A 21842-nucleotide genomic window follows, 5' to 3' on the forward strand; every position below is an offset into this window, starting at 1 on the left:
CAACGGTTTAGCGGCCGGACGGCCGAGGGGGGCCGACGGAATGAATCGGACCAGGGCAGACAGGCAGACGAACGGGGAGGAGATCACCTCCTGGGGGTTCATGGAGTGCGCGGTCCCCGGCGGGCTGCTCGCGCTGGTGATCACCTGGGAGCTGACCCGCCCGCCCTCGGAGCGCTACACACTCCTGCCCCGCGTGGTGACCTGTGTGGCCTTCGTGCTGCTGATGGCCTATCTGGTCATGCGGGTACGGCGCCGCGCGGCGCGCGAGATCCTCCAGGTGCGCGCCGTGGCGCGGGCAGCGCAGGAGGTGCTGCTGCGCCCGCTGCCCGCCCGGCTCGACGGGCTGGCGCTCCACGCCCGCCAGCTCTCCGCGTCCCGGGGCGCCGAGGTGGGCGGCGACCTCTACGAGGTGATGGCGACCACGCACGGGGTGCGGGTGGTCATCGGGGATGTACGGGGCCACGGGCTGCCCGCGATCGGCACGGTGGCCGCGGTCCTCGGCAGCTTCCGGGAGGCCGCGCACGACGAGAGCGGACTCGACGGGGTGCTGCGCCGGCTCGACCGGGCCCACCAGCGCCATCTCCGGGAACGGGCCCGGCGGGACCCCGATCCGGAGTGCGCGGCGGCGCTGCGGGTGGCGATGCTCGCGGACGGGGCGCCCGCGCCGCCGGGCGGTGCACCGGGCGGGCCGCCGCCGGGCGGGCCGCCGGGTCCCGGCGGACGGGCGGCGGTGAGCGCGGCGGGGATAGCCGAGGTCTGCCGGGCCGCCCGGCCCGAGCCGGTCGCCGACGACGGGGACCTGGCCGAGGAGTTCGTCACCGTCCTGCTGCTGGAGATCGGCCCCGACGCCGAGGTCCACGCCCTCAACTGCGGCCATCCGGGCCCCTACCGGCTCGGCTCCGGCGCCGAACCGCTGCCCTGCGGCGACCCGCTGCCGCCGCTGGGCGCCGTACCGCTGCCGGCCGAGCTGACCCCGTACCGGTGCGGACGGCTCCGGCCGGGCGAGGCGCTCTTCCTGCACACCGACGGCGCGGAGGACGCCCGGGACCGCCACGGGCGCTTCTTCGGCCTCGAAGCGGCGCTGACGGCGGCGGCCACCGGCGGCGCCCTCTCTCCCGCCGCGCTGGTGGCCCAGGTGCACGCGGCGCTGCTGGCGCACACCGACGGCCGGATCACCGACGACATGGCGCTGCTGGTGGTACGGAACGACCGGGTGGACGGCGTGGAGTGCCCGGCGGCGGCGCGGAGAGCCGTGCCCGCCGGTCAGGCGGGCGACAGCGGGAGCGGTGGCCCGGCCGGCCGGCCGCCGCCGGGCCGCTGCACGCTGCCGGACGCCGTACGCGGTGCCGTACCCGGCGCCGTACGGGACGGACCCGCGGACGGCCGGGACGCGGACGAGGAGGCGTGTGCCCGCGTCCCGGTCCAACCCGGCCGGCCGGCCCCGCGCCGGCCCGCCGCTCCTTCGCGGCCCTAGGGCCTTGACCGGCAGGACCTGGGCCGTGCCCGGAGAGCGCCGCCGGGCACGCACGCTCGCCGTGCCGCCGGAGCCGTCACCCGGGGCGGTGCCGCGTCGTCCGCTCCGCCGTGGAGTGCCGGGCAGGTCGGCGGAGCGGACAACGCGGTTGCGGGCCGCCGCACTTACGAGGGGGAGTCGGCGGCCCCGCCGCCCAGTGCCCCTTCCGGCGGTGTCCGCCCCGTCGTGCGCCGTCCGGCACGCACGCTCGGACGACGCTCCTTCCGGGCGGACCCTGCCGGCCGCGGCACTTGCGAGGAGACCCAGTCAACCCGCCCCGGCCGCCGGGCGGCAGGGGGTGTGCGGGGCGAATTACCGTGTTCCGTTCACACCCCGTGCGTTTCCCGTTCCCCTAAGCTGAATTGGCCGAGTTTTTCCGGAGGGGGCACATGCAGCCCAACACTCTGCTCGATTCCCTGCTCGACGAGGCCGGCATCTCCCATGCCGGGCTCGCCGCCCGAGTCAACCAGGCGGGCCGCGCCAGGGGCCTCGCACTGCGGTACGAACACACCGCCGTATCCCGGTGGCTGAAAGGACAGCGGCCACGTGGCCAGGTGCCCGACCTGATCTGCGCGGTCCTCGGCGACCGGCTGCGCAGGCCGCTCACCCTCGACGACATCGGGTTCGGCGTGGCGGGGGAGTCGCCGGTGCCCCACTCCACCCCGCTCTCCGGCTTCGTGGAGCGCGCCGCCGCGCTCTGGCGCAGCGACGAACAGCAGCGGCCGCACATAGTGGAGGCCCCCGCCGTCACCGGCACGCCCGCCGTGATGCCCGTCTGGGAGTGGGAGAACCCGCCGGAGGACGCCGATGTCTCCCGGGCGGGCGCCACCAAGGTCGGCCCCGCCGATATCGAGCTGCTGCGATCGGCGCGCGCGCACTACGAGTTGATGTACCGGCGGGCGGGCGGGGTGGCGACCCGGGCCCGGATCGTCCGCTTCCTCAACGCCGAGACGGCGCCGCTGCTGCGCGGCGCGTACAGCGACGCGCTGGGGCGCGAACTCCACCGGGCCACCGGCGGGCTGGTCGCGGTGGCCGGCATCTGCGCGTACGACTCCGACGCGCACGGTCTGGCGCAGCGCTACTTCCACCAGGCGCTGCGGCTCGCCAAGGCCAGCGGGGACCGGGGGTTCGGCGCGTATGTGATCGTGCTCCTCGTCAACCAGTCGCTGTACATGGGGGAGTACCGGCAGGCGGTGGCCTTCGCGGAGGCGGCGCTGCGGACCGCCGGGCGTCAGATCACCCCCGCGCTCGCCGCCGATCTCTATGCGATGCAGGCCAAGTCGTACGCTCATCTGGGTGATGCCGGGGCGGCGCTCGCCTGCATCCGGCGGGCGGAGACCGAGGCGGAACGCATCCGTCCGGGACATGAACCGGACGAGACGGGGTACGTACAGCCGGGCCTCGTCAACGTACAGGTGGCGGAGGCTCTGCTCAGCCTCGGCGAGCTGGCGGCCGCGCGGGTGCACGCGACGGCGGCCGTGGACACCCCGGCGCATGACCGGGGCCGGGTCCACCGGCTCGCGATGCTCAGTCATATCGAACTGCGGCAGGGCGAGGCCGACCGGGCGGCCAGAACAGCGGCGGAGATGGCCGAGCGGGCCCGGGGCATGGAGTCCCAGCGGCTGCGCGACCGTCTGCGCGAGGTACGGGAACAGCTCATGGCCAGCGGTTCCGCGGAGGCCGTGGACACCGCCGAACTGATCGCGGGGGCGCTGCGCGTTCCTCTGTGAGCCCCCTGATGAGCCCCCCGTGCTTTCCCCGGGGGGCACGTCGCTGCTGCGATATTGCCATCAACTTGTCGGAAGGTGGCAGAAACGTGCAGTGGACGAAACTAGCCGAGCAAACCGTGTACGAGAACCGCTGGTTCAGCGTCAATCTCGCCGACGTCAAACTCCCTGACGGCCGGCACCTGGACCACTTCCTCATCCGGCTCCGCCCGGTCGCCGTCGCGACCGCGGTCAACTCCGACGACGAGGTGCTGATGATCTGGAGGCACCGCTTCATCACCGACAGCTGGGGCTGGGAGCTGGCCGCGGGTGTCGTCGAGGACGGCGAGGACATCGAGGCCGCGGCGGCCCGCGAGATGGAGGAGGAGACCGGCTGGCGGCCGGGGCCGCTCAAGCACCTCCTCACCGTCGAGCCGTCCAACGGGCTCACCGACGCGCGCCACCACCTCTACTGGGCGGAGGACGCGACATACATCGGGCACCCGGAGGACGACTTCGAGTCCTCGCGCCGGGAGTGGGTACCGCTCAAACTGGTGCCCGGCATGATCGCCCGGGGTGAGATCCCCGCCGCGAACATGACGGCAGGGCTGCTCATGCTCCACCACCTCAGGCTGGGCTGACTCACCCGTCCGGCTCGGAGAGGCGGCCCCGGGGTGCGCCCCGGGGCCGCTGCCGGGTGTCCTCCGCCGGTCACGGTCCGTGGCGCCGCGAGTGATCCATGTCACGTCCGGAAGATGTCAGGAATCCGGCCGGAAGGCGTCAGCCGGCTCCGCTTCCCTGTGCGTGGTCAGAGTCCTCCGGACCCCCCACAGCACACGAGGAGACACCGTGACCGAGACACAGGGCTGCCCCATGGGCGGCACGGGCGGGCAGCCCGAGGCGCCGCCCGCGTACCCCATGGAGCGCGACCTCACCTGCCCGCTCGCCCCGCCGCCCGGGGTGCGCGCGCTGCGCGCCGAGGCGCCGCTGACCCGGGTACGGATCTGGAACGGCGCCACGCCCTGGCTGATCACCCGCCATGCCGACCAGCGGGCGCTGCTGACCGACCCAAGGGTCAGCGACGACGACCTCGACCCGGGCTTCCCCTATGTGAACGCCCACCGCGCCGAGATCGCGCCGGTCACCCCGCGTCTGATCACCAACACCGACGCGCCGGTCCACACCCGGCTGCGGCGCACCGTCAACGGTCCCTTCCTCGTCAAGCGGATCGAGACGATGCGCGCGCCCGTCCAGAAGATCGTGGACGGTCTGATCGACGACATGCTGGACGGCCCCAACCCGACGGACCTGCTGACGGCGTTCGCGCTGCCGGTGCCGTCGCTGGTGATCGCGCGGCTCCTCGGCGTCCCGTACAAGGACCACGACTTCTTCCAGAAGAGCAGCGGCATCGTCCTGGACGGCACCGCGCCGCCGGAGGAGGCCCGGCAGGCGAGCGGCGCGCTCGCGGCCTATCTGGACGAGCTGATCGGCGAGAAGACGGTCACCCCCGGCGACGATGTCCTCTCCGAGCTGGCCGGGCGGGTCACGGCCGGCGAGATGTCCCGGAGCGAGGCCGTCCATATGGGCGTGGCGATGCTGATCGCCGGTCATGAGACCACCGCCACCATGATCAGCCTGGGCACCCTGGCCCTGCTCCAGCACCCCGACCAGCTCGCGCTGGTACGGGAGACCGAGGACCCGAAGGTGATCGCGGGCGCCGTCGACGAGGTGCTGCGGTATCTGTCGATCGTGCAGACCGGGGTGCGCCGGGTGGCCAAGGAGGAGATCGAGATCGGCGGGGCCGTCATCGCGGCCGGCGACGGGATGATCTTCGATCTGCACGCGGCGAACTGGGACCCCGAGGTCTTCCCCGAGGGGGAGCGGCTCGACGTGACCCGGCCGGCCCGGCAGCACCAGGCGTTCGGGTACGGGCCGCACCAGTGCCTGGGGCAGAACCTGGCCCGGCTGGAGCTCCAGGTGGTCTACGGCACCCTCTACCGCCGGATCCCCACCCTGCGGCTGGCGGCCGACCCCGCCGGCCTGGAGTTCGACCACACCGGGACGACCTACGGCGTGCACAGCCTGCCGGTCGCCTGGTGACCTCGCCGCGCGGGGTCCGGCCCGGACGGCGGGACCCGGTTGCGGCGCCCCCGGCGCGGGGACGAAGTGAAGTGCACGAAGCGCCGCGCACGAAAGTGACCGCGGCCGGAAACGGAGTGGAGAAACCCATGCGTGTGGAACTGGACGAGCCGAAGTGCGTTGCCGCCGGGCAGTGTGTGATGGCCTCCCCCGAGGTCTTCGACCAGCGGGACGAGGACGGCGTCGCCGTCATCCTGGAGGAGACCCCCGGTGAGGAACTCCTCGACGGGGTGCGGGAAGCCGTGGCGATCTGCCCGGCCGCCGCGATCCGGCTGGTGGAGCGGTGAGGCGGATCCTGATCGTGGGCGCGTCGGCGGCCGGCCTCGCCGCCGCCGAGACCCTGCGCAGGGAGGGGTACGAGGGGACGCTCACCCTGGTGGGCGACGAACCCCACGCCCCGTACGACCGGCCCCCGCTCTCCAAGCAGATCCTCTCCGGCGAGTGGAGCCCCGAGCGGCTGCCGCTCCGCCCCAAGGCCGATCTCGACGCCCTCGGCCTCGATCTCCGGCTGGGCGCGGCGGCGACCGGGCTCGACACCGGGGCGCGGACGGTGACCCTCGCGGACGGCACGGAGCTGCCGTACGACGGTCTGATCGTGGCCACCGGGGTACGGCCGCGCCGGCTGCCCGGCGCGGGGGAGCAGCATGTGCTCCGCACCGTGGACGACGCCCTGGCGCTCCGGCTCCGGCTCCGCCCCGGGGGGCGTCTCGCCGTGGTGGGCGCCGGGTTCCTCGGCGCCGAGGCGGCGGCGGTGGCCTCCGCGCTGGGCGTACGGGTGACGCTGATCGAGCCCGCCCCCGTACCGCTGGCGCATGCCGTCGGCGAGGAGGTCGGGCGGGTGCTCTCGCAGGCGCACCGGGAGCACGGGGTGGACCTGCGGACCGGGGTCGCGGTGGCCGAGGTGACCGGGGACGGGGTGCGGCTCGCCGACGGAGAGCTGGTCGGGGCGGACGATGTCCTGGTCGCCGTCGGTTCGCACCCCAACACCGAGTGGCTGGCGGAGAGCGGGCTGACCGTACGCGACGGCCTGGTGTGCGACGCGTACTGCGCGGCGGCGCCGGGGGTGTACGCGGCGGGCGACGTGGCCCGCTGGGAGAACCCGCTCTTCGGTGCGGAGATGCGGATCGAGCACCGGACGCACGCGGCCGAGCAGGGGATGGCGGCCGCCCGTAACCTGCTCCGCCCGGAGGCGGCCAAGCCGTTCGCGCCGGTGCCCTACTTCTGGTCGGACCAGTACGACATGCGGATCCAGGCGTACGGCCATCTGCGCGGCCACGACGGAGTCGCCGTGGTGGACGGGGAGCTGACGGAGCGGAAGTTCGTCGCCGCGTACCGCGCCGGGGAGCGGGTGACCGGGGTGCTCGCTGTCGGGATGCCGCCCCGGGCGATCCGGCAGTGGCGGCAGGCCGTCGCGACCGGCTCCACCTGGGACGAGACGGTCTCCGCGGCCGTCTGAGCGGGGGGCGGGCCGGGGCCGGGGATCCGGCGGCGGCCCGCGTTCGGCGACCGGCGACGGCCGGGGCGCGGCCGGTGCGGGGGACGGCCGGGCCGAGTTGTTTAAGTCAGTCACTTGAAATATGGTTGCCTAAGTCAAGTACATCCGGCAATCGATGGTTCTCACGGAGGCACGTCCATGTCCGACACTCTTGCCCGACCCGTTCCGGGGGGATCCGCCCCGCCGCGGTCGAACGCCGTGGTGGCGGTCCTGGCCTTCGCCGGGATCACCGTCTCGCTGATGCAGACCCTGGTGATCCCGATCGTCCCGGAGCTGCCGAAGTTCCTGAACGCCACACCGTCGAACGCCATCTGGGCCGTCACCGCCACCCTGCTCGCCGCCGCCGTGGCCACCCCGGTCGCCGGGCGGCTCGGGGACATGTACGGCAAGCGCCGGATCCTGCTGATCAGCCTCTGCCTGCTGGTGACCGGCTCGGTGGTCTGCGCGCTCAGCGGCTCCCTGGTGCCGATGCTCGCAGGACGGGTCCTCCAGGGGCTCTCGGCCGCCGTCGTCCCGCTCGGCATCAGCGTCATGCGCGATGTCCTGCCCGCCGAACGCCTCGCCGGCGCGACCGCGCTGATGAGCGCCTCGCTCGGGGTCGGCGGCGCGCTGGGGCTGCCCTCCGCCGCGTTCGTCGCCGACAACTTCGACTGGCACGTGCTCTTCTGGATCTCGGCCGCCCTGGGCGCCGTCGCCGTCCTGGTGGTCACGTTCGTCGTCCCCGAGTCGAAGGTCCGCACCGGCGGGCGCTTCGACCTGGTCGGCGCCGCGGGTCTCGCGGTCGGTCTGGTCTCCCTGCTGCTGGCCGTCTCCAAGGGCGGCGACTGGGGATGGACCAGCCCCACGGTGCTCGGGCTCTTCGCGGTCGCCGTGGTGGTCCTGGTGGGCTGGGGCGGCTTCGAACTCCGCACCGCCGAACCCCTGGTGGACCTCCGCACCACCGCCCGCCGTCAGGTGCTCTTCACCAACCTCGCCTCGATCGCGCTCGGCTTCTCGATGTTCGCCATGTCCCTGGTGCTGCCGCAACTCCTCCAGCTCCCCGAGGCCAACGGATACGGCCTGGGCAAGTCGATGCTGGTCATGGGGTTGATCCTGGCGCCGCAGGGGCTGGTGATGATGGCGATGGCCCCGTTCTCCGCCGCCCTCTCCCGCGCCAAGGGCCCGAAGGTCACCCTGATGACCGGCGCGCTCATCGTCGCCGCCGGATACGGCCTCAGCATCGTGCTGATGGCCGAGGTCTGGCAGATCATGATCGCGTCCTGTGTCATCGGCGCCGGTGTCGGCTTCGCGTACGGCGCGATGCCCGCCCTGATCATGGGCGCGGTCCCGGCCTCCGAGACGGCCGCCGCCAACAGCCTCAACACCCTGATGCGCTCCATCGGCACCTCCTTCGCCAGCGCCGTCGCCGGGGTCGTCCTCGCCCAGATGACCATCGAGTTCGGCCCCGCCACGCTGCCTTCCCAGAGCGGCTTCCGGGTGGTCATGGCCATCGGCGCCGGCGCCGCCCTGCTCTCCTTCGCCCTCTGCGCCTTCCTGCCGCGCCACCGCCCGGCGGCCGTGACGGGACAGGGTGCGACGGCGGCCCCCGCCGCCTCCGGCGAGGCGCTGCTCCAGGCCGACCGGGGCTGACCGGAGCGCACCACGTGCGGCCGGGCCCGGCCGGGGAGACCCGGGCCGGCCGGGGCGGCCGGGCCCGGCCGCACGTGCACCGGACCAACCGCCCGACCGAAATCCCAGAGATCCCAGAGATCCCAGAGATCCGAGAAATCCGAGAAATCCGAGAGAGATGGGGATGGACATGACCGTGTCCGGACCGACCACGACCACCGGAACCGACGGGGACGACGCCACCCTGGCGGAGTTCCCGATGCCCCGCGCGGCGAAGTGCCCCTTCGACCCGCCGCCCGCCCTGAAGGAGCTCCAGAAGGAGGGCCCGCTCGGCAGGGTGCGCCTCTGGGACGGCACCACGCCGTGGGTGGTCACCCGCCACGCCGACCAGCGCACCATCCTCGGCGACCCCCGGGTCAGCGCCGACGTCCACAAGCCCGGCTACCCCAGCTCCGCGCCGATCGGCCCCAACAGCGGCTCCATCAGCTTCATCCTGATGGACGACCCCGAGCACGGCCGGCTCCGCCGCATGGTGACCGCGCCGTTCGCCTTCAAGCGGGTCGAGGCCATGCGGCCCGCCATCCAGAAGATCACCGACGACCTGATCGACACCATGCTCGCCGGGGGCGGCCCGGTCGACCTGGTCCAGGCGTTCGCCCTGCCGCTGCCCTCCCTGGTCATCTGCGAACTGCTCGGGGTGCCCTACAGCGACCACGACTTCTTCCAGACCCAGAGCAAGATCCTGATCAACCGGGACGAGACCCCCGAGAACCGCTCCGCCGCCACCGCCGAGCTCGCCGGATATCTGGCGAAGCTGGTCGACGAGAAGCTCGCCCACCCCGGCGACGACCTCCTCTCCGGGCTGGTCGAGCGGGTGCGCTCCGGTGAGCTGACCCACGGCGAGGTCGCCCAGATGGGCGTCCTCCTGCTGATCGCCGGGCACGAGACCACCGCCAACATGATCGCCCTCGGCACCCTCGCCCTGCTGGAACACCCCGACCAGTTCGCCCTGCTGCGCGACACCGAGGACCCGGCGCTGGTCGCCTCGGCCGTCGACGAGCTGCTGCGCTACCTCAACATCACCCACAGCGGGCGCCGCCGGGTGGCGCTGGAGGACATCGAGATCGCGGGCGGGACCATCCGCGCCGGCGAGGGCATCATCGTGCCCAACGACATCGCCAACCGGGACCCCGAGGTCTTCGCCGACCCGGACCGCCTCGACATCGAGCGCGACGCCCGCCGCCATGTGGCCTTCGGCTTCGGCGTCCACCAGTGCCTCGGCCAGACCCTGGCCCGGCTGGAGCTCAAGGTCGCGTACAGCACCCTCTACCGGCGTATCCCCGGGCTGCGGCTCGCCGCCGAGCTGAAGGACATCCCCTTCAAGCACGACGGCTCCGTCTACGGCGTGTACGAGCTGCCCGTCACCTGGTGAGCGCCGAGCAGCCGGGCCCCTTACCCCGGCCGCCCCGACCCCGTACCCCTCTCCGACCCCGTACGCCTCTCCGTACCCGTATCCGAGCGCTTCCCCCTCCCACCCCCCAACGGCCAGGACCCGAGGAGACACGATGAGCCAGGACAACGCCGAGCAGGTTCTCCCCTTCCCGATGACCGCCCCGTCGGCGCTGGAGCCGCCGGCCGAGTGGGCCCGGCTCCGGGCCGGCTGCCCGGTCGCGCGGGTGAAGCTGCCCAGCGGCGACGAAGCGGCGCTGGTGACCCGGTACGAGGACGTCAAGCAGGTGCTCTCCGACCCGCGCTTCACCCGGCGGCTCGACGCGGACGACGCGGCCCGGCTCTCCGACACCGAATCGGGCGGCCTCTTCAACAACGAGATGTCGACCGTGCTCCCGCAGGGCGGCGAGGAGCACCAGCGGTGGCGCCGGATGATCAGCAAGTGGTTCACCGCCAAACGCATGGCCGCGCTGCGCCCCGGGATCGAGGAGATGGCCGACCGGCTCATCGACGCCATGGTGGCGAGCGGCGGGACCGCCGACCTGAAGGCCGCTCTCGGCTTCCCGCTGCCGGTCTGGGTGATCTGCGATCTGCTCGGGGTCCCCGACACCGACCGGGACCGGTTCTCCCACTGGTCCGACGCGGTGCTCAACCTCACCCTCTACACCGAGGAGGAGGTCGACACCGCGCAGGCCGAGTTCGGCGCGTACATGGGCGTCCATGTGGCGGCCAAGCGCCAGGAGCCGGGGGACGACCTGCTCTCGGAGCTGATCACGGCCACCGCCCCCGACGGCTACCGGATGTCCGACCGGGAGCTGGTCGCCACCGGTCTCGGGCTGCTGATCGCCGGGCACGAGACGACCGCCAACATGATCGGCAAGATGGCGGCGATGCTCCTCTCCGAGCGGAGCCGCTGGGAGGCGCTGCTCGCGGACCGCTCGCTGGTGCGCAGCACCGTCGAGGAGGTGCTGCGGTTCGACGCCAACTCCGGTCTCGGTCTGCCGCGCTACATTGGGGAGGACAGCGAGATCGACGGGGGCTTCCTGGCCCGCGGCACCACCGTGATGTGCAGCATGGCCTCGGCCAACCGGGACGAGCAGGCGTTCGCGAACGCCGGGGAGATGGTCCTCGACCGTACGCCCAACACCCATCTGGCGTTCGGCACCGGGGCGCACTCCTGCCTCGGGCAGGCGCTGGCCCGTACCGAACTCCAGGCCGTGCTCGACGTACTGCTGCGCCGGCTGCCCGGCCTGCGGCTCGCTGTCGACGCCGAGGAGCTGCGGCCGCTTGAGGGACTGGTGGTCGGTGGATTGCGGGAAGTCCCGGTAACCGGATGGTGAGTGCGGGTATGGCGGGCGGGAGCGTACGGACCGGGCCTCCGGGGCGGACCGGAGCCGCCGCGCGGACCGGAGCAGCGGCGCGGGGCGGCCAGGCCGTCGCGACGCGGGAGTTGATCCTGACCACGGCGGAGCGGCTCTTCGCCGAGCGCGGGGTGTACGCGGTCTCCAACCGCCAGGTCAGCGAGGCGGCCGGGCAGGGGAACAACGCTGCGGTCGGCTACCACGTCGGCACCAAGACCGATCTGGTGCGGGCCATCGCGCGGAAGCACTCCGTCCAGGTCGAGCGGGCGCGGGAGCGGCGGCTCGCCGAGGCGGGCGACTCCACCGATGTCCGCGCCTGGGTCTCCTGTCTGGTGCACCCGCTCACGGACCACCTGGAGGAGCTGGGCAACCCGACGTGGTACGCCCGGTTCTGCGCCCAGGTGATGACCGATCCGGCGCTCCGCGCGACCATGATCGAGGACTCGCTCGCCTCACCGGCGCTCCAGCGGATCGTGGCCGGCTTCGACCGGGCCCTGCCCGAGCTGTCGCCGGAGGCGCATGTGGAGCGCGGGATGATGGCGCGCCATCTCATCCTGCACACCTGCGCCGAGCGGGAACTCGCCCTGGCCGAGGGCGCCGGCACCGTCAGGGACACCTGGCACCGCACGGCGATCGGCCTGGTCGACGCGTTGGTGGGGCTCTGGCTGGCCCCCACCACGCGGAGCTGACCCGCGCCCACGAGTGAACCCCGGAGGCCCCGCGCCGTACTGACGCTGTCGGTACCGCGCGGGGCCTCCGGCACCGTACGAGCGAGAGCGCCGTATGACCGGGAGCGCCGTACGGCCGAGGGCACCGGACGGCCGGGAGCGACGTACGGCCGAGGGCACCGTACGACCGAAATTCGACTTACTTGAGTCAAGCAAGTAGTGCTACCGTGGTGAGCATGTCCAGACCGCTCGCCACCTCGCCCCGCGATGCCGCCCCCGCCCCCGGCCCCGTCCCGGCCGACATCATCACCATCGAGCGGGCGCTCACCGAGATCTCGTACCTCACCAACCGGGTCCGTCAGCACGAGCGGCTGATGGCGATGGCCGGGGTCCCGCTGGAGCGTGCGGCGGTCGCGCTGCTGCGGGCGGTCGCCGACTCCGACGGGCTCCGCCCCGGCGAGCTGGCCGGGCGGCTCGGTGTGGAGGCCTCGCACATCACCCGGCAGGTGCAGCAGCTCCAGAAGTCCGGCCATGTCACCCGGGTCCCCGACCCCGACGACCGCCGCGCCCAGCGGATCCGGCTCACCCCGGCGGGCCGGGACGCCGTCGACCGGGTGCGGGAGACCAGCCGCCGGGGGATGCAGACGGCCCTGGGGGAGTGGTCCCCCGAGGAGCTCCACCAGCTCGCCACCCTCTTCCGGCGCATGGTCGGCGACTTCCTGGCCGGCGCGGGGGAGGACCAGGACGGCCCCCGCCCCCCGGACCCGGTCTGAACCGCCGGCCGGCCGTCCGCGCCCCCGACCCCCGCGCGCCGGGCCGTACGGGACCCCCGACGGCGGAAACCCCGGCGGCGGAGCTCCGGCCCTCTACGAACGGTCTTTCCATGTACGGGAACATCAGCGAGAAAGCCAGGCACGGGGCCACCGGCGAGCAGCGCCACGGAGCCACCGGCGAACGGCTCCACGGCTCCACCGGTGAACGGCTCCACGGGGCCACCGGCGAACGGCGCGAGAAACCGGCGCCGCCCTCCGGCGACGGGCGGCGCGTCCTGATCGTCGGCGACGACCCGGCCACCGTCGAACTCCTCTCCACCACCATGGAGCTGGCCGGCTACCACATCGCCACCGCGGGCTCCCGCGCCGAGGCCGCGATCCGGCTCGGGGAGACCCCCGCCGATCTGGTCGTCCTCGACATGCCCGCGGCCGGCCTCGGCCACTACGGCGGCTACCCCCGGGTCCCCGTCGCCGACCGGCCGCCCCTGCTCTTCCTCACCGGCTGCGAATCCCTCGACACCCTCGCCCCGGGGCTCGGCCCCGGCACCGCCGACTACGTGGTCAAGCCCCTCCGGGTCGCCGAGGTGCTGGCCCGCGCGAACCTCCTGCTCCGCGCCCGCCACCAGCGGAACGGCCGGCTCACCGCCCCGCGCTACGGCGACCTCGTCATCGACGACCTCACCTGCCGCGCCCACCGGGGCGGACGCACCCTCGACCTGACCCCCGCCGAGTACCGGCTGCTCCGCCACCTCCTGCTCAACTCCGAGCATGTGCTCTCCAAGGAGCAGATCTGCCGCCATGTCTGGGGCGAGGACCGCGCGGGCAACGCGATCGAGAAGCTGGTCTCCCGCCTCCGCCGCAAGGTCGACCAGGAGGACCCGCCCCTGATCCACACCCGCAAGGGCTTCGGCTACTGGCTCGGGGTGTGAGCGGGACACCCGGGCGGTCAGGACGAGCGAGCAGTCAGGACGAGCGGGCGGTCAGGATGACCGGGGCGTGACGGGAGCGGGGCCTCGGGGGCGGTTCCCGGCGTTTCCTGAAACGCGCCGGAAACTTTAGGAAACGCATTGACCGGCCGAATGCGGACGCACAGACTGCAACGCATGGTAAACCGGTTTCCGACGACGGGACGCGCGACGATCGCCGAGGTGGCGGCGCGCGCCGGCGTCGCGAAATCCACGGTCTCCAAGTACCTCAGTGACGGCGTCTACTACGTCTCGCCCGTCACCCGCGAGAAAATCAGGGCCGCCATCGAGTATCTCGACTATCAGCCGAGCGCATGCGCGCAGAGCCTCTCCAGACGGCGCAGCAATACCGTCGGAGTGATGGTCGCCAGTATCACCAATCCCTTCTATCCGGAACTTGTCGCGGGCGTGGAGGAGGTCGTCGAACCCGCCGGGTACACGATGCTGCTCGGCAGCTCGGGACAGAGCCCCCAGCGGGAGGCCGATGTCGTCGGAGCGATGATCAAACAGCGGGTGGAAGGGGTGGTGGTGACCTCGGCCACCCTCCGCGACCGCGAGGTCGCCCGGCTGGTCGCCGCCGGCATCCAGGTCGTGGTCGCCAGCCGCGAACTCCAGGGCGAGCTGATCGCGGACACGGTGGTGGTCGACAACCGCCAGGGCGGCTATCTCGCCGCCCACCACCTCCGCGACCACGGGCACACCGCCGCCACCCTGGTGACGGGCCCGCTGGACATCGCGGCGTTCCGCCACCGCGCGGAGGGTTTCCGGGGCGCGTACGGCGAGCGGGGCGCCGTCCTCGCCCTCGCCAGCAGCGAGATGACCGAGGCGGCGGGACCCGCCGCAGCACTCCTCTCCGGGCGGGACCGGCCCACCGCCGTGCTCGCCGCCACCGACACCATCGCGCTCGGCGTGCTGACCGCCGCCGCCACCCTCGGCCTCGACGTCCCCCGGGACCTCGCGGTCATCGGCTTCGACAACATCTGGGTCGGCCAGGTGCCCAATGTCGGCCTCACCACGGTCGACGGCCACAGCCGCCGGATCGGCACCCTGGCCGCCGGGCGCCTCGTCGACCGTATCGACGCCCGCCGCCCGGGCACCGCCGGACCTCCCCCGCCGCCCGAACGCATCGTCGTCCCCGCGGCCATCGTGCGCCGCTCCTCCTGCGGCTGCTTCCCCTCCCTGACCACGACGACCGTCGGACGGACGACCGGCGGACCACGGACGGCCGTCGCACCACGAACGGCCGTCGCACCACGGACAGCCGGCGGCTGACCCCGCCCCGCCGGACCGCCCCTCCACCTGCCTCGGCGTCACCCACACCGCCCGGTACCGCCCGCGCCACCCCAGCGGGCCGGCCGAGTGCGCCCATCTCCCGGTGACCTCCGTCCCCGTACCCCGTAACTCCCTTACTCCGTATGCCCGTACGCCCGTACCCCTGTGCCCCCGCACGCCGTAACTCCCGTACCCCCGTCGCCTCCCTACCTCCGTAACCCCGTACCTCCGTAACCCCCCACCTCCGTAACCCCCGTACCTACGACGGAACGGCTTCCTCATGACTTCCTCCACCCCCGCCGGCGTCACGGCGCAGCCGGGATCCGCCAGACCCCGGGGCTCCGTGGTCGAACCCCGGCAACTGCGCAGGGCGATCGCCGCCGCCGGTGTCGGATCCGCGCTGGAGTACTACGACTTCTACATCTACGGCCTCGCCTCGGCGCTCATCTTCGGTCCGCTCTTCTTCTCCGGCCTCGGCAGCGACACCGCCGCGCTCCTCGGCGCGCTGGGCACCTACGCCGTCGGGTTCTGCGCCCGGCCGCTCGGCGGCATCGTCTTCGGCGCGATCGGCGACCGGTACGGCCGCAAGGCCGTCCTCATGTCGACCGTCGCCCTGATGGGCCTCGCCAGTTTCCTGGTGGGGTGCCTCCCCACATACGACGCGATCGGTGCCGCCGCCCCCGCCCTGCTGGTCCTCCTCCGGGTCCTCCAGGGCCTCGGCGCCGGGGCGGAACAGGCGAGCGCCATCACCCTCGTCTCCGAGTTCGCGCCGCCCGCCCGGCGCGGCTACTACGCGGCCATGCCGTATGTCGGCATCCAGGCCGGCACCCTTCTCGGCGCCGGGGTCTTCGCCGTGCTCGGCGCGACCGACCAGGAGCTGCTGCTCGACTGGCTCTGGCGGCTGCCGTTCCTCGCCAGCGCCCTCCTCATCGTGGTGGCCCTCGTCATCCGGCTGAGGATGCACGAGAGCCCCGCCTTCCAGGCCATGGAGTCCCGGAGCGAACTGGCCGGGAACCCCGTGCGCAGGGTGCTCCGCGCGTCGCGCCCGAACGTGCTGCGCGCCATCGGGCTGCGGATGGCCGAGAACGGCAACTCGTCGGTGTATCTGACTCTCGTGATCGCCTTCATCGCCGGGGAGAAGGTGTACGAGGGCCACGCCGCGCTGGGCAGCCAGGCCGTCGCCGTGGGCGCCGCCGTCGCCGCGCTCACCGTCGTCCTCTTCGGCCGCGCCGGTGACCGGATCGGCCGCGTCCTCATGTACCGCATCGGCTGCGCCGTCCAACTCGTCTTCGCCCTCCCGGCGTTCTACCTGATCAGCCTGGGCCACTCCTGGCTGGTGCTCGCCGTGGTCGGCTTCGGCTTCGGGGTCGCCGTCCAGGCCGTCACCGGACCGCACTGCGCCCTGCTGCCGGAGCTCTTCGGCGCCCCGCACCGGCTCACCGGGGTCGCCATGTCCCGGGAGATCTCCGCGGTGCTCGCGGGCGGCTTCGCCCCGCTCCTGGGCGCCCTCCTGCTCTCCGCTACCGACTGGGCCTGGTGGTCCATCGGGGCCTACTCGGCGGTGTTCGCGCTGATCTCCTTCCTCACCACCTTCGTGACCCCCGAGACCCGGGGCCGCGACCTGCTCGACCCGGAGGACGCCCGGTGAACGTCGGGACCGAGAACGCGAGAACCGAGAGCACGAGAACCGAGCACGTCAGGACCGAGCACGTCAGGACCGAGCACGTCAGGACCGAGATCAGCGGTGCCGGGGTCGCCTCCGTGCTCCTCTGCCGCACCGCCAAGCGGAACGCGCTCGACCGGGCCATGCTCGAAGAGCTCCGTACGGCCGTCGAGCGGCTGGCCGCCCACCCCGGGCTGCGCGCCGTCGTGGTCCGGGGCGAGCGGGGCGTGTTCAGCGCCGGGGCCGATATCGCCGACTGGGCGGCGCCCGCCCCGGAGGAGGCCGAGGCGCTCGCCCGGCTCGGCCAGGAGACCTTCGACGCCCTCGCCGACCTGCCCGTCCCCACCGTCGCCGTGGTGGAGGGGTGCGCGCTCGGCGGCGGCCTCGAACTCGCCCTCGCCTGCGACCTGCGGATCGCCGCCGCCGACGCCCTGCTCGGCCTCCCCGAACTGGGCCTGGGCAACCTGCCCTCCTGGGGCGGGACCGCGCGCCTCGCCGATATCGCCGGGCTCGGCGTCGCCCGCCATCTGCTGCTCTCCGGCGAACTGGTGGACGGCGCCCGGGCCGCCTCCCTCCTCGTGGTGACCTCGGCGCACCCGGCGGGGGAAGTGGACGCCGCCGTCGGGGCCGCCGTCGACCGGCTGCTGGCGGCGGAGCCCCGGGCCCTCGCCCTGGCCAAGCGGGTCCTCCGCGAGCTGCGCTCGGAGTCCTCCCTGGAGGCCGTGCTCGCCGCCTACACCGCGGGGCTCGCATCGTCCCGTACCCGCAAACAGGAGTTCGTCGAACGGCGGCGCGCGCGCCGGGCCGCCCGTACCGGCACGGCGGAGGAGGCGTCATGAGCCCGTCGCACGGCACCGCGCGGTCCGCCCGTCCGCCCCGCTCCTCCCGTCCGTCCCGCTCCTCTCGTCCGCCCCGCTCCCCCTTCGATCTGAGCGGGCGGAGCGCGCTGGTCACCGGCGGCGCGGGCGGCCTGGGCCGGGAGATGGTCCGGGCGCTCGCGGCGGCGGGCGCCGCGGTCGCCGTCCACCACCTCGGGCAGGAGGCCGAGGCCGAGGCGGTGGCGGAGCGGGTACGGGCGGACGGCGGCCGGGCGGTGACCGTCGAGGGCGACATCACCGACTGGGACGCCGCCGCGTCGTTCACCGCCGCCGCCGAGGACGCCCTCGGTCCGCTCGACATCCTGGTGAACAACGCGGGCCTGATGGCGCCGGGCCGGCTCACCGAGCTGAGCCTCGCCGCGTGGCGGCGCACCCTCGCCGTCGACCTGGACGGCGTCTTCATCGTCTCGCGCCAGGTACTGCCCGGCATGGTCCGGCGCGGGCACGGCGTGATCGTCAACGTCTCCTCCCAACTGGCCTTCAAGGGCGCCGAGGACTTCGCCGCCTACTGCGCGGCCAAGGCCGGGGTCCTCGGCCTCACCCGGGCGATGGCACGCGAGGTCGGCCCCGCCGTCCGGGTCAACGCCATCGCGCCGGGACCCGTCACCACCCCGATGACGGCGGCCTCCTTCGACGACGCGCTCACCCGGGCGCGCACCGAGGGGCTGGTGGCCGGGCGGATGGGGGAGGCGCACGAGATCGCGCCGGCCGTCGTCTATCTCGCCGGTGACGCCGCCTCGTTCGTCCACGGCCAGACCCTCCATCTCAACGGGGGCGGCGTGATGGCCTGACCCGCGCCCCGCCCCCGTACCCCCCTCTCCCGTTCCAGAAGGACGAGAGCGGCCACGACCCCCGAAGGACCCCCCCATGACGCTGCCCTCCCGCCAGGACCACCACCCGCCCCGTACCCCGCCCCGTGCCCCGCGCCGGATGCGCGGCGGGCCGCGGTTCCTCCCCGCCCACGAGGCCGTCGGACTCATCCGCCCCGGCGACACCGTCGCCATCGGCGGCTCCGGCGGCGGGCTCCTCGAACCCGACCTGCTGCTCAGGACGCTCGGTGAGGCGTACGAGCGCGGTACGGGACCCGGCGGCCTCACCCTCGTCCACACCACCGGGATCGGCGACCGCGAGGGCGGCGGCATGGACCACCTCGCCCTGCCCGGTCTGGCCCGCCGGGTCATCGCCGGGAACTGGGGCATGGCGCCCCGGATGAGCCGGATGGTGACGGAGAACCGGTTCGAGGCGTACAACCTGCCGCAGGGCGTGATGAGCCAGCTCTTCCGGGAGATCGCGGGCGGCAGGCCCGGCCTGGTCACCCATGTCGGCCTCGGCACCTTCTGCGACCCCCGGGTCGAGGGCGGCCGGCTCAACGACATCACCACCGAGGAACTGGTCGAGGTGGTCACCCTGGCGGGCCGGGAGTGGCTGTTCTACCCGGCGTTCGGCCTCGACGTCTGTCTGATCCGGGGGAGCGTGGCCGACGAGAACGGCAATCTGTCGCTCGACGAGGAGGGCGCCACCCTGGAGACGCTCTCCGTGGCGCAGGCCACCCGGAACTCCGGCGGACTGGTCGTCGCGCAGGTCAAGCGGGTCGCCGAGGCGGGCTCGCTGCCGCCGCGCTCGGTCGCCGTGCCGGGCATCTGCGTCGATGTCGTGGTCGTCCACCCCGAGCAGCGGCAGGTGGTCACCCACGACTACAACCCGGCCTTCTCCGGCCAGTTCAAGCAGGCGCTGAGCCACTTGGAGCCCTTCCCGCTGGACCAGCGGAAGGTGGTCGCCCGGCGGGCGGTCGCCGAGATCCGCGACGGCGATGTGGTCAACCTCGGGGTCGGGATCGCCGACGGGGTCGCCTCGGTCGCCGCCGAGGAGGGCTGGTCGGACCGGTTCACGCTCACCATCGAGCAAGGCATCGTCGGGGGCGTACCGGCGCGCGGGGTGATCTTCGGGGTGGCCACCAACCCGACGGCGGTGCTCGACCAGCCGTACCAGTTCGACTTCTACGACGGCGGCGGCCTCGACATCGCCTTCCTCGGCTTCGCCCAGGTCGACCGGGACGGCAATGTCAACGTCTCGAAGTTCGGCCGGCGCGTCGTCGGCACCGGCGGCTTCGTCAACATCTCGCAGAACGCCTCGACGGTGGTGTTCTGCGGCACCTTCACGGCGGGCGGGGCCCGCTCGGTCCCCGGCGACGGGCGGCTCACCATCGAACAGGAGGGCACGCACCGCAAGTTCGTCGACGAGGTCGAGCAGGTCACCTTCAGCGCCCGGCAGGCCCGGCTGCGAGGCCAGCGCGTCCTGTACGTCACCGAGCGCGCCGTCTTCGCGCTGGGGGAGCGCGGACTGGTGCTGGTGGAGGTCGCCCCCGGGACCGACGCACGGGCCGATGTGCTCGACCTGATGCCGGGCCCGGTGGAGGTCGCGGAGCCGCTGCCCGAGATGGCCGCCGCCCTCTTCACCGACGCCCCGCTGGGCGTGGAGTGGCGCCGGGACGGCGCGGGCGCGGACGACCCGTCGGCCGGGGGCGTGGGCGTGGGCGTCGATGCCGTACGCGGGAGAGGCGCCCCGCGTGACCGCCCCGGCCGACCGGGGTCCGGGGAGTTGGTGCGGGAGGGGCGCTAACGCCCCGTGCTCTGCCAGACCGTCACGACGAGCGCGCCGAGCGAGCAGAGCGTGGCGACCGTTGGCAGGGGCCATCGGGAGTGCTCCAGGGCCGCCACCCGGGCGGCCAGCTCGGCGACGTCCTTGTCCGTCTCGTCGTTGCGGTGGGCCAGCAGTGCCATCCTGCCGTCGGTCTTGGCAAGACCGACGTCGAGCGTGCGGCGTAACTCCGCGCGCTCGTGGCCGACCACAGAATGGTCAGAGTCGGTGGTCACGATGTCCGCTCCTGTTCGGGAAGAGTGGGTCGACGGTGCGTTCGCTTGGTTACCGCCGGTTCGACGGCTAAGCGGAATCGAGTCAACTCCCCCCGAACGGCGCGCAGCAGGGTGTGCGCCACGCATATGCGCGCACCCCGCGCACACTCCGTGTGAATGAGGCGCGCGAAAAGCCCCCGGCACAGGTCACGGGCGGGTCCGGGGTCCGGCCGACCACGGGGTGAGTGTGGTCATACGGCTCGGTCCGACCAGGGCAGTGCGAGACCGTCGCCCGCGCGTCTCGGGACGATGTGGACGTGGAGGTGGAACACGGTCTGCGTCGCCACCCTTCCCCGCGAGGTGATGACGTTGCACCACCGGGTGGCCGCGAGTCGCGCGGCGCGGCGCATGACGGCGGAGCTCACCTGGGGGTCGTGTCCGAAGTCGGTGACGTGGGTCCTCGGGATCACGAGCAGGTGACCTTCGGTGACCGGGTTCAGCGGGACGATCGCGAGCGCGTCGTCCCACGAGTGGAGGATGTCGGCGGGCGCGCGGCCGCCGACGATCTCGCAGAAGACGCACGGCTCGGGTTCGGGAAGCGGCGGCGGGCGGACCGATGTGGTGTCGGGCATGCCCAATTGTGCCGTCCTGGTCTCCACGGCACGGCTTTCCCCTTACATTGCCCTTTACGGGCATCACGCACCAATCACCCGGGGGGAGCTATGAGGACCCGTATCGGAATCGCCGCGCTCGCCTGCGCCGCTGCCTGCGCGCTCGCCGGCTGTCAGCCGGACGGCACCGACAGCCGTGGCCCGGCCGTCGAGGCGCCGTCCACGGAGGCGACCGGAGGGGCGGCCGGAGGGACGACCGGAGGGGCGGCCGGGGGGACGGCCGGCGCTGTGACCGGCTCCACGGGGAGCGGGACGGCGGAGCCCGTCGTCGTCCCCGACTTCGTCGGCATGGGGCTCCAGTCCGCGCAGGACGCCGCGCGGGCCAAGGGCTTCCACCATCTGAAGTCCCATGACAGCAGCGGGCGGGCGCGCCTTCAGGCGTTCGACCGGCACTGGAAGGTGTGCGGCCAGAACGTGAAGGCGGGCACGGCCGTTCCCGTCGGCACGACGCTCGACTTCGGCACGGTCAAGGTGGCGGAGGAGTGCCCGGCCGCCGACGAGAAAGAGCCGAAGGTCACCGGCGGGAAGATGCCGGACCTGAACGGCGCGTCGGTCAAGGCGGCTCGCGCGGCCCTCGATCCGAGCACCTCGCTCCGGGTGACGGACGCGGACGGCGGCCGGATGGTGCTGCTGGAGAGCAACTGGCGGGTGTGCACGCAGGATCCGGCGCCCGGCGTGTCCCTCCGGGGGCAGCCGGTCCTCCTGACCGCTGTCAAGTACGGGGAGAACTGCCCGTGACCTGTTGTGGCAGGTCCTGATCTGCCACAACAGGCCCGCCCGGCCCGGGATGGCAACTCCCGGCGGCCGGGCGGGTCAGGTGTACGGACGG

At 73.4% G+C, this 21842-nt stretch carries 20 protein-coding genes; 18 read left to right on the forward strand and 2 right to left on the reverse strand.

All coding sequences use genetic code 11. The annotated features are described in order from the left end of the window. Window positions 1-40: 40 nt before the first annotated feature. From AB0O07_RS24900 to AB0O07_RS24980, 17 genes are all read left to right on the forward strand, one after another. Window positions 41-1474 (forward strand): PP2C family protein-serine/threonine phosphatase, encoded by a 1434-nt coding sequence (locus AB0O07_RS24900; protein WP_365636910.1) that lies wholly within the window; start codon window positions 41-43, stop codon window positions 1472-1474. A 428-nt stretch (window positions 1475-1902) separates the two neighbouring features. Further along, on the forward strand, window positions 1903-3243 hold the full coding sequence (locus tag AB0O07_RS24905) for a transcriptional regulator (protein ID WP_365636913.1): 1341 nt from the start codon (window positions 1903-1905) through the stop codon (window positions 3241-3243). A gap of 86 nt (window positions 3244-3329) precedes the next feature. Next, on the forward strand, window positions 3330-3860 hold the full coding sequence (locus tag AB0O07_RS24910; protein WP_365636916.1) for an NUDIX hydrolase: 531 nt from the start codon (window positions 3330-3332) through the stop codon (window positions 3858-3860). A 232-nt stretch (window positions 3861-4092) separates the two neighbouring features. Then, window positions 4093-5319 (forward strand): cytochrome P450, encoded by a 1227-nt coding sequence (locus tag AB0O07_RS24915; protein ID WP_365637301.1) that lies wholly within the window; start codon window positions 4093-4095, stop codon window positions 5317-5319. Window positions 5320-5447: 128 nt separating this feature from the next. Continuing rightward, window positions 5448-5645: a ferredoxin gene (locus AB0O07_RS24920; RefSeq protein WP_365636919.1), complete on the forward strand. Its 198-nt coding sequence runs from the start codon at window positions 5448-5450 to the stop codon at window positions 5643-5645. After that, window positions 5642-6814, forward strand: a complete 1173-nt coding sequence (locus AB0O07_RS24925; RefSeq protein ID WP_365636922.1) for an FAD-dependent oxidoreductase — start codon at window positions 5642-5644, stop codon at window positions 6812-6814. The genes AB0O07_RS24920 and AB0O07_RS24925 overlap by 4 nt, the downstream gene beginning before the upstream one ends. A 177-nt stretch (window positions 6815-6991) precedes the next feature. After that, complete coding sequence (locus AB0O07_RS24930) at window positions 6992-8482, forward strand: MFS transporter (RefSeq protein WP_365636925.1); 1491 nt, start codon at window positions 6992-6994, stop codon at window positions 8480-8482. Between the two features lie 169 nt (window positions 8483-8651). Continuing rightward, window positions 8652-9893, forward strand: coding sequence for a cytochrome P450 (locus AB0O07_RS24935; protein WP_365636927.1), 1242 nt, complete (start codon window positions 8652-8654; stop codon window positions 9891-9893). Between the two features lie 133 nt (window positions 9894-10026). Further along, window positions 10027-11250 carry a cytochrome P450 gene (locus tag AB0O07_RS24940; protein ID WP_365636929.1) on the forward strand — a complete coding sequence of 408 codons (1224 nt, stop codon included), beginning with the start codon at window positions 10027-10029 and terminating at the stop codon, window positions 11248-11250. Between the two features lie 8 nt (window positions 11251-11258). Further along, a complete protein-coding gene (locus AB0O07_RS24945; protein ID WP_365636932.1) occupies window positions 11259-11960 on the forward strand; it encodes a TetR family transcriptional regulator in 702 nt (233 codons plus the stop codon). A 215-nt stretch (window positions 11961-12175) separates the two neighbouring features. Further along, window positions 12176-12712 (forward strand): MarR family transcriptional regulator, encoded by a 537-nt coding sequence (locus AB0O07_RS24950; RefSeq protein ID WP_365636933.1) that lies wholly within the window; start codon window positions 12176-12178, stop codon window positions 12710-12712. A gap of 110 nt (window positions 12713-12822) precedes the next feature. Beyond that, window positions 12823-13641, forward strand: coding sequence for a response regulator transcription factor (locus AB0O07_RS24955; RefSeq protein ID WP_365636936.1), 819 nt, complete (start codon window positions 12823-12825; stop codon window positions 13639-13641). Between the two features lie 174 nt (window positions 13642-13815). After that, window positions 13816-14949 (forward strand): LacI family DNA-binding transcriptional regulator, encoded by a 1134-nt coding sequence (locus AB0O07_RS24960; protein ID WP_365636938.1) that lies wholly within the window; start codon window positions 13816-13818, stop codon window positions 14947-14949. A 280-nt stretch (window positions 14950-15229) separates the two neighbouring features. Further along, the gene (locus AB0O07_RS24965) at window positions 15230-16597 is read left to right on the forward strand and encodes an MFS transporter (RefSeq protein WP_365636940.1); all 1368 of its coding nucleotides are present in this window, start codon (window positions 15230-15232) and stop codon (window positions 16595-16597) included. Continuing rightward, window positions 16594-17451 (forward strand): enoyl-CoA hydratase/isomerase family protein, encoded by an 858-nt coding sequence (locus AB0O07_RS24970; RefSeq protein WP_365636942.1) that lies wholly within the window; start codon window positions 16594-16596, stop codon window positions 17449-17451. Before AB0O07_RS24965 ends, AB0O07_RS24970 begins: the two co-directional genes overlap by 4 nt. Beyond that, a complete protein-coding gene (locus AB0O07_RS24975) occupies window positions 17448-18281 on the forward strand; it encodes an SDR family NAD(P)-dependent oxidoreductase (RefSeq protein ID WP_365636944.1) in 834 nt (277 codons plus the stop codon). The genes AB0O07_RS24970 and AB0O07_RS24975 overlap by 4 nt, the downstream gene beginning before the upstream one ends. A gap of 76 nt (window positions 18282-18357) precedes the next feature. Next, window positions 18358-20109, forward strand: a complete 1752-nt coding sequence (locus tag AB0O07_RS24980; protein WP_365636947.1) for a CoA-transferase — start codon at window positions 18358-18360, stop codon at window positions 20107-20109. Here AB0O07_RS24980 and AB0O07_RS24985 read toward each other — a convergent pair. Further along, the gene (locus AB0O07_RS24985) at window positions 20106-20363 is read right to left on the reverse strand and encodes a hypothetical protein (protein WP_365636948.1); all 258 of its coding nucleotides are present in this window, start codon (window positions 20361-20363) and stop codon (window positions 20106-20108) included. The two genes, AB0O07_RS24980 and AB0O07_RS24985, sit on opposite strands and share 4 nt — an antisense overlap. Before the next feature lie 230 nt (window positions 20364-20593). Then, entirely contained in the window at window positions 20594-20974 is a 381-nt protein-coding gene (locus tag AB0O07_RS24990; RefSeq protein ID WP_365636950.1) for an HIT domain-containing protein, read from the reverse strand. Between the two features lie 90 nt (window positions 20975-21064). Here AB0O07_RS24990 and AB0O07_RS24995 point away from each other — a divergent pair, with 90 nt between their 5' ends. Beyond that, window positions 21065-21751, forward strand: coding sequence for a PASTA domain-containing protein (locus tag AB0O07_RS24995; protein WP_365636953.1), 687 nt, complete (start codon window positions 21065-21067; stop codon window positions 21749-21751). The last annotated feature ends 91 nt before the right edge of the window (window positions 21752-21842 follow it).

Origin of the sequence: Streptomyces sp. NPDC093085 (genome assembly GCF_040683935.1) — a bacterium.
Taxonomy (GTDB): domain Bacteria; phylum Actinomycetota; class Actinomycetes; order Streptomycetales; family Streptomycetaceae; genus Streptomyces.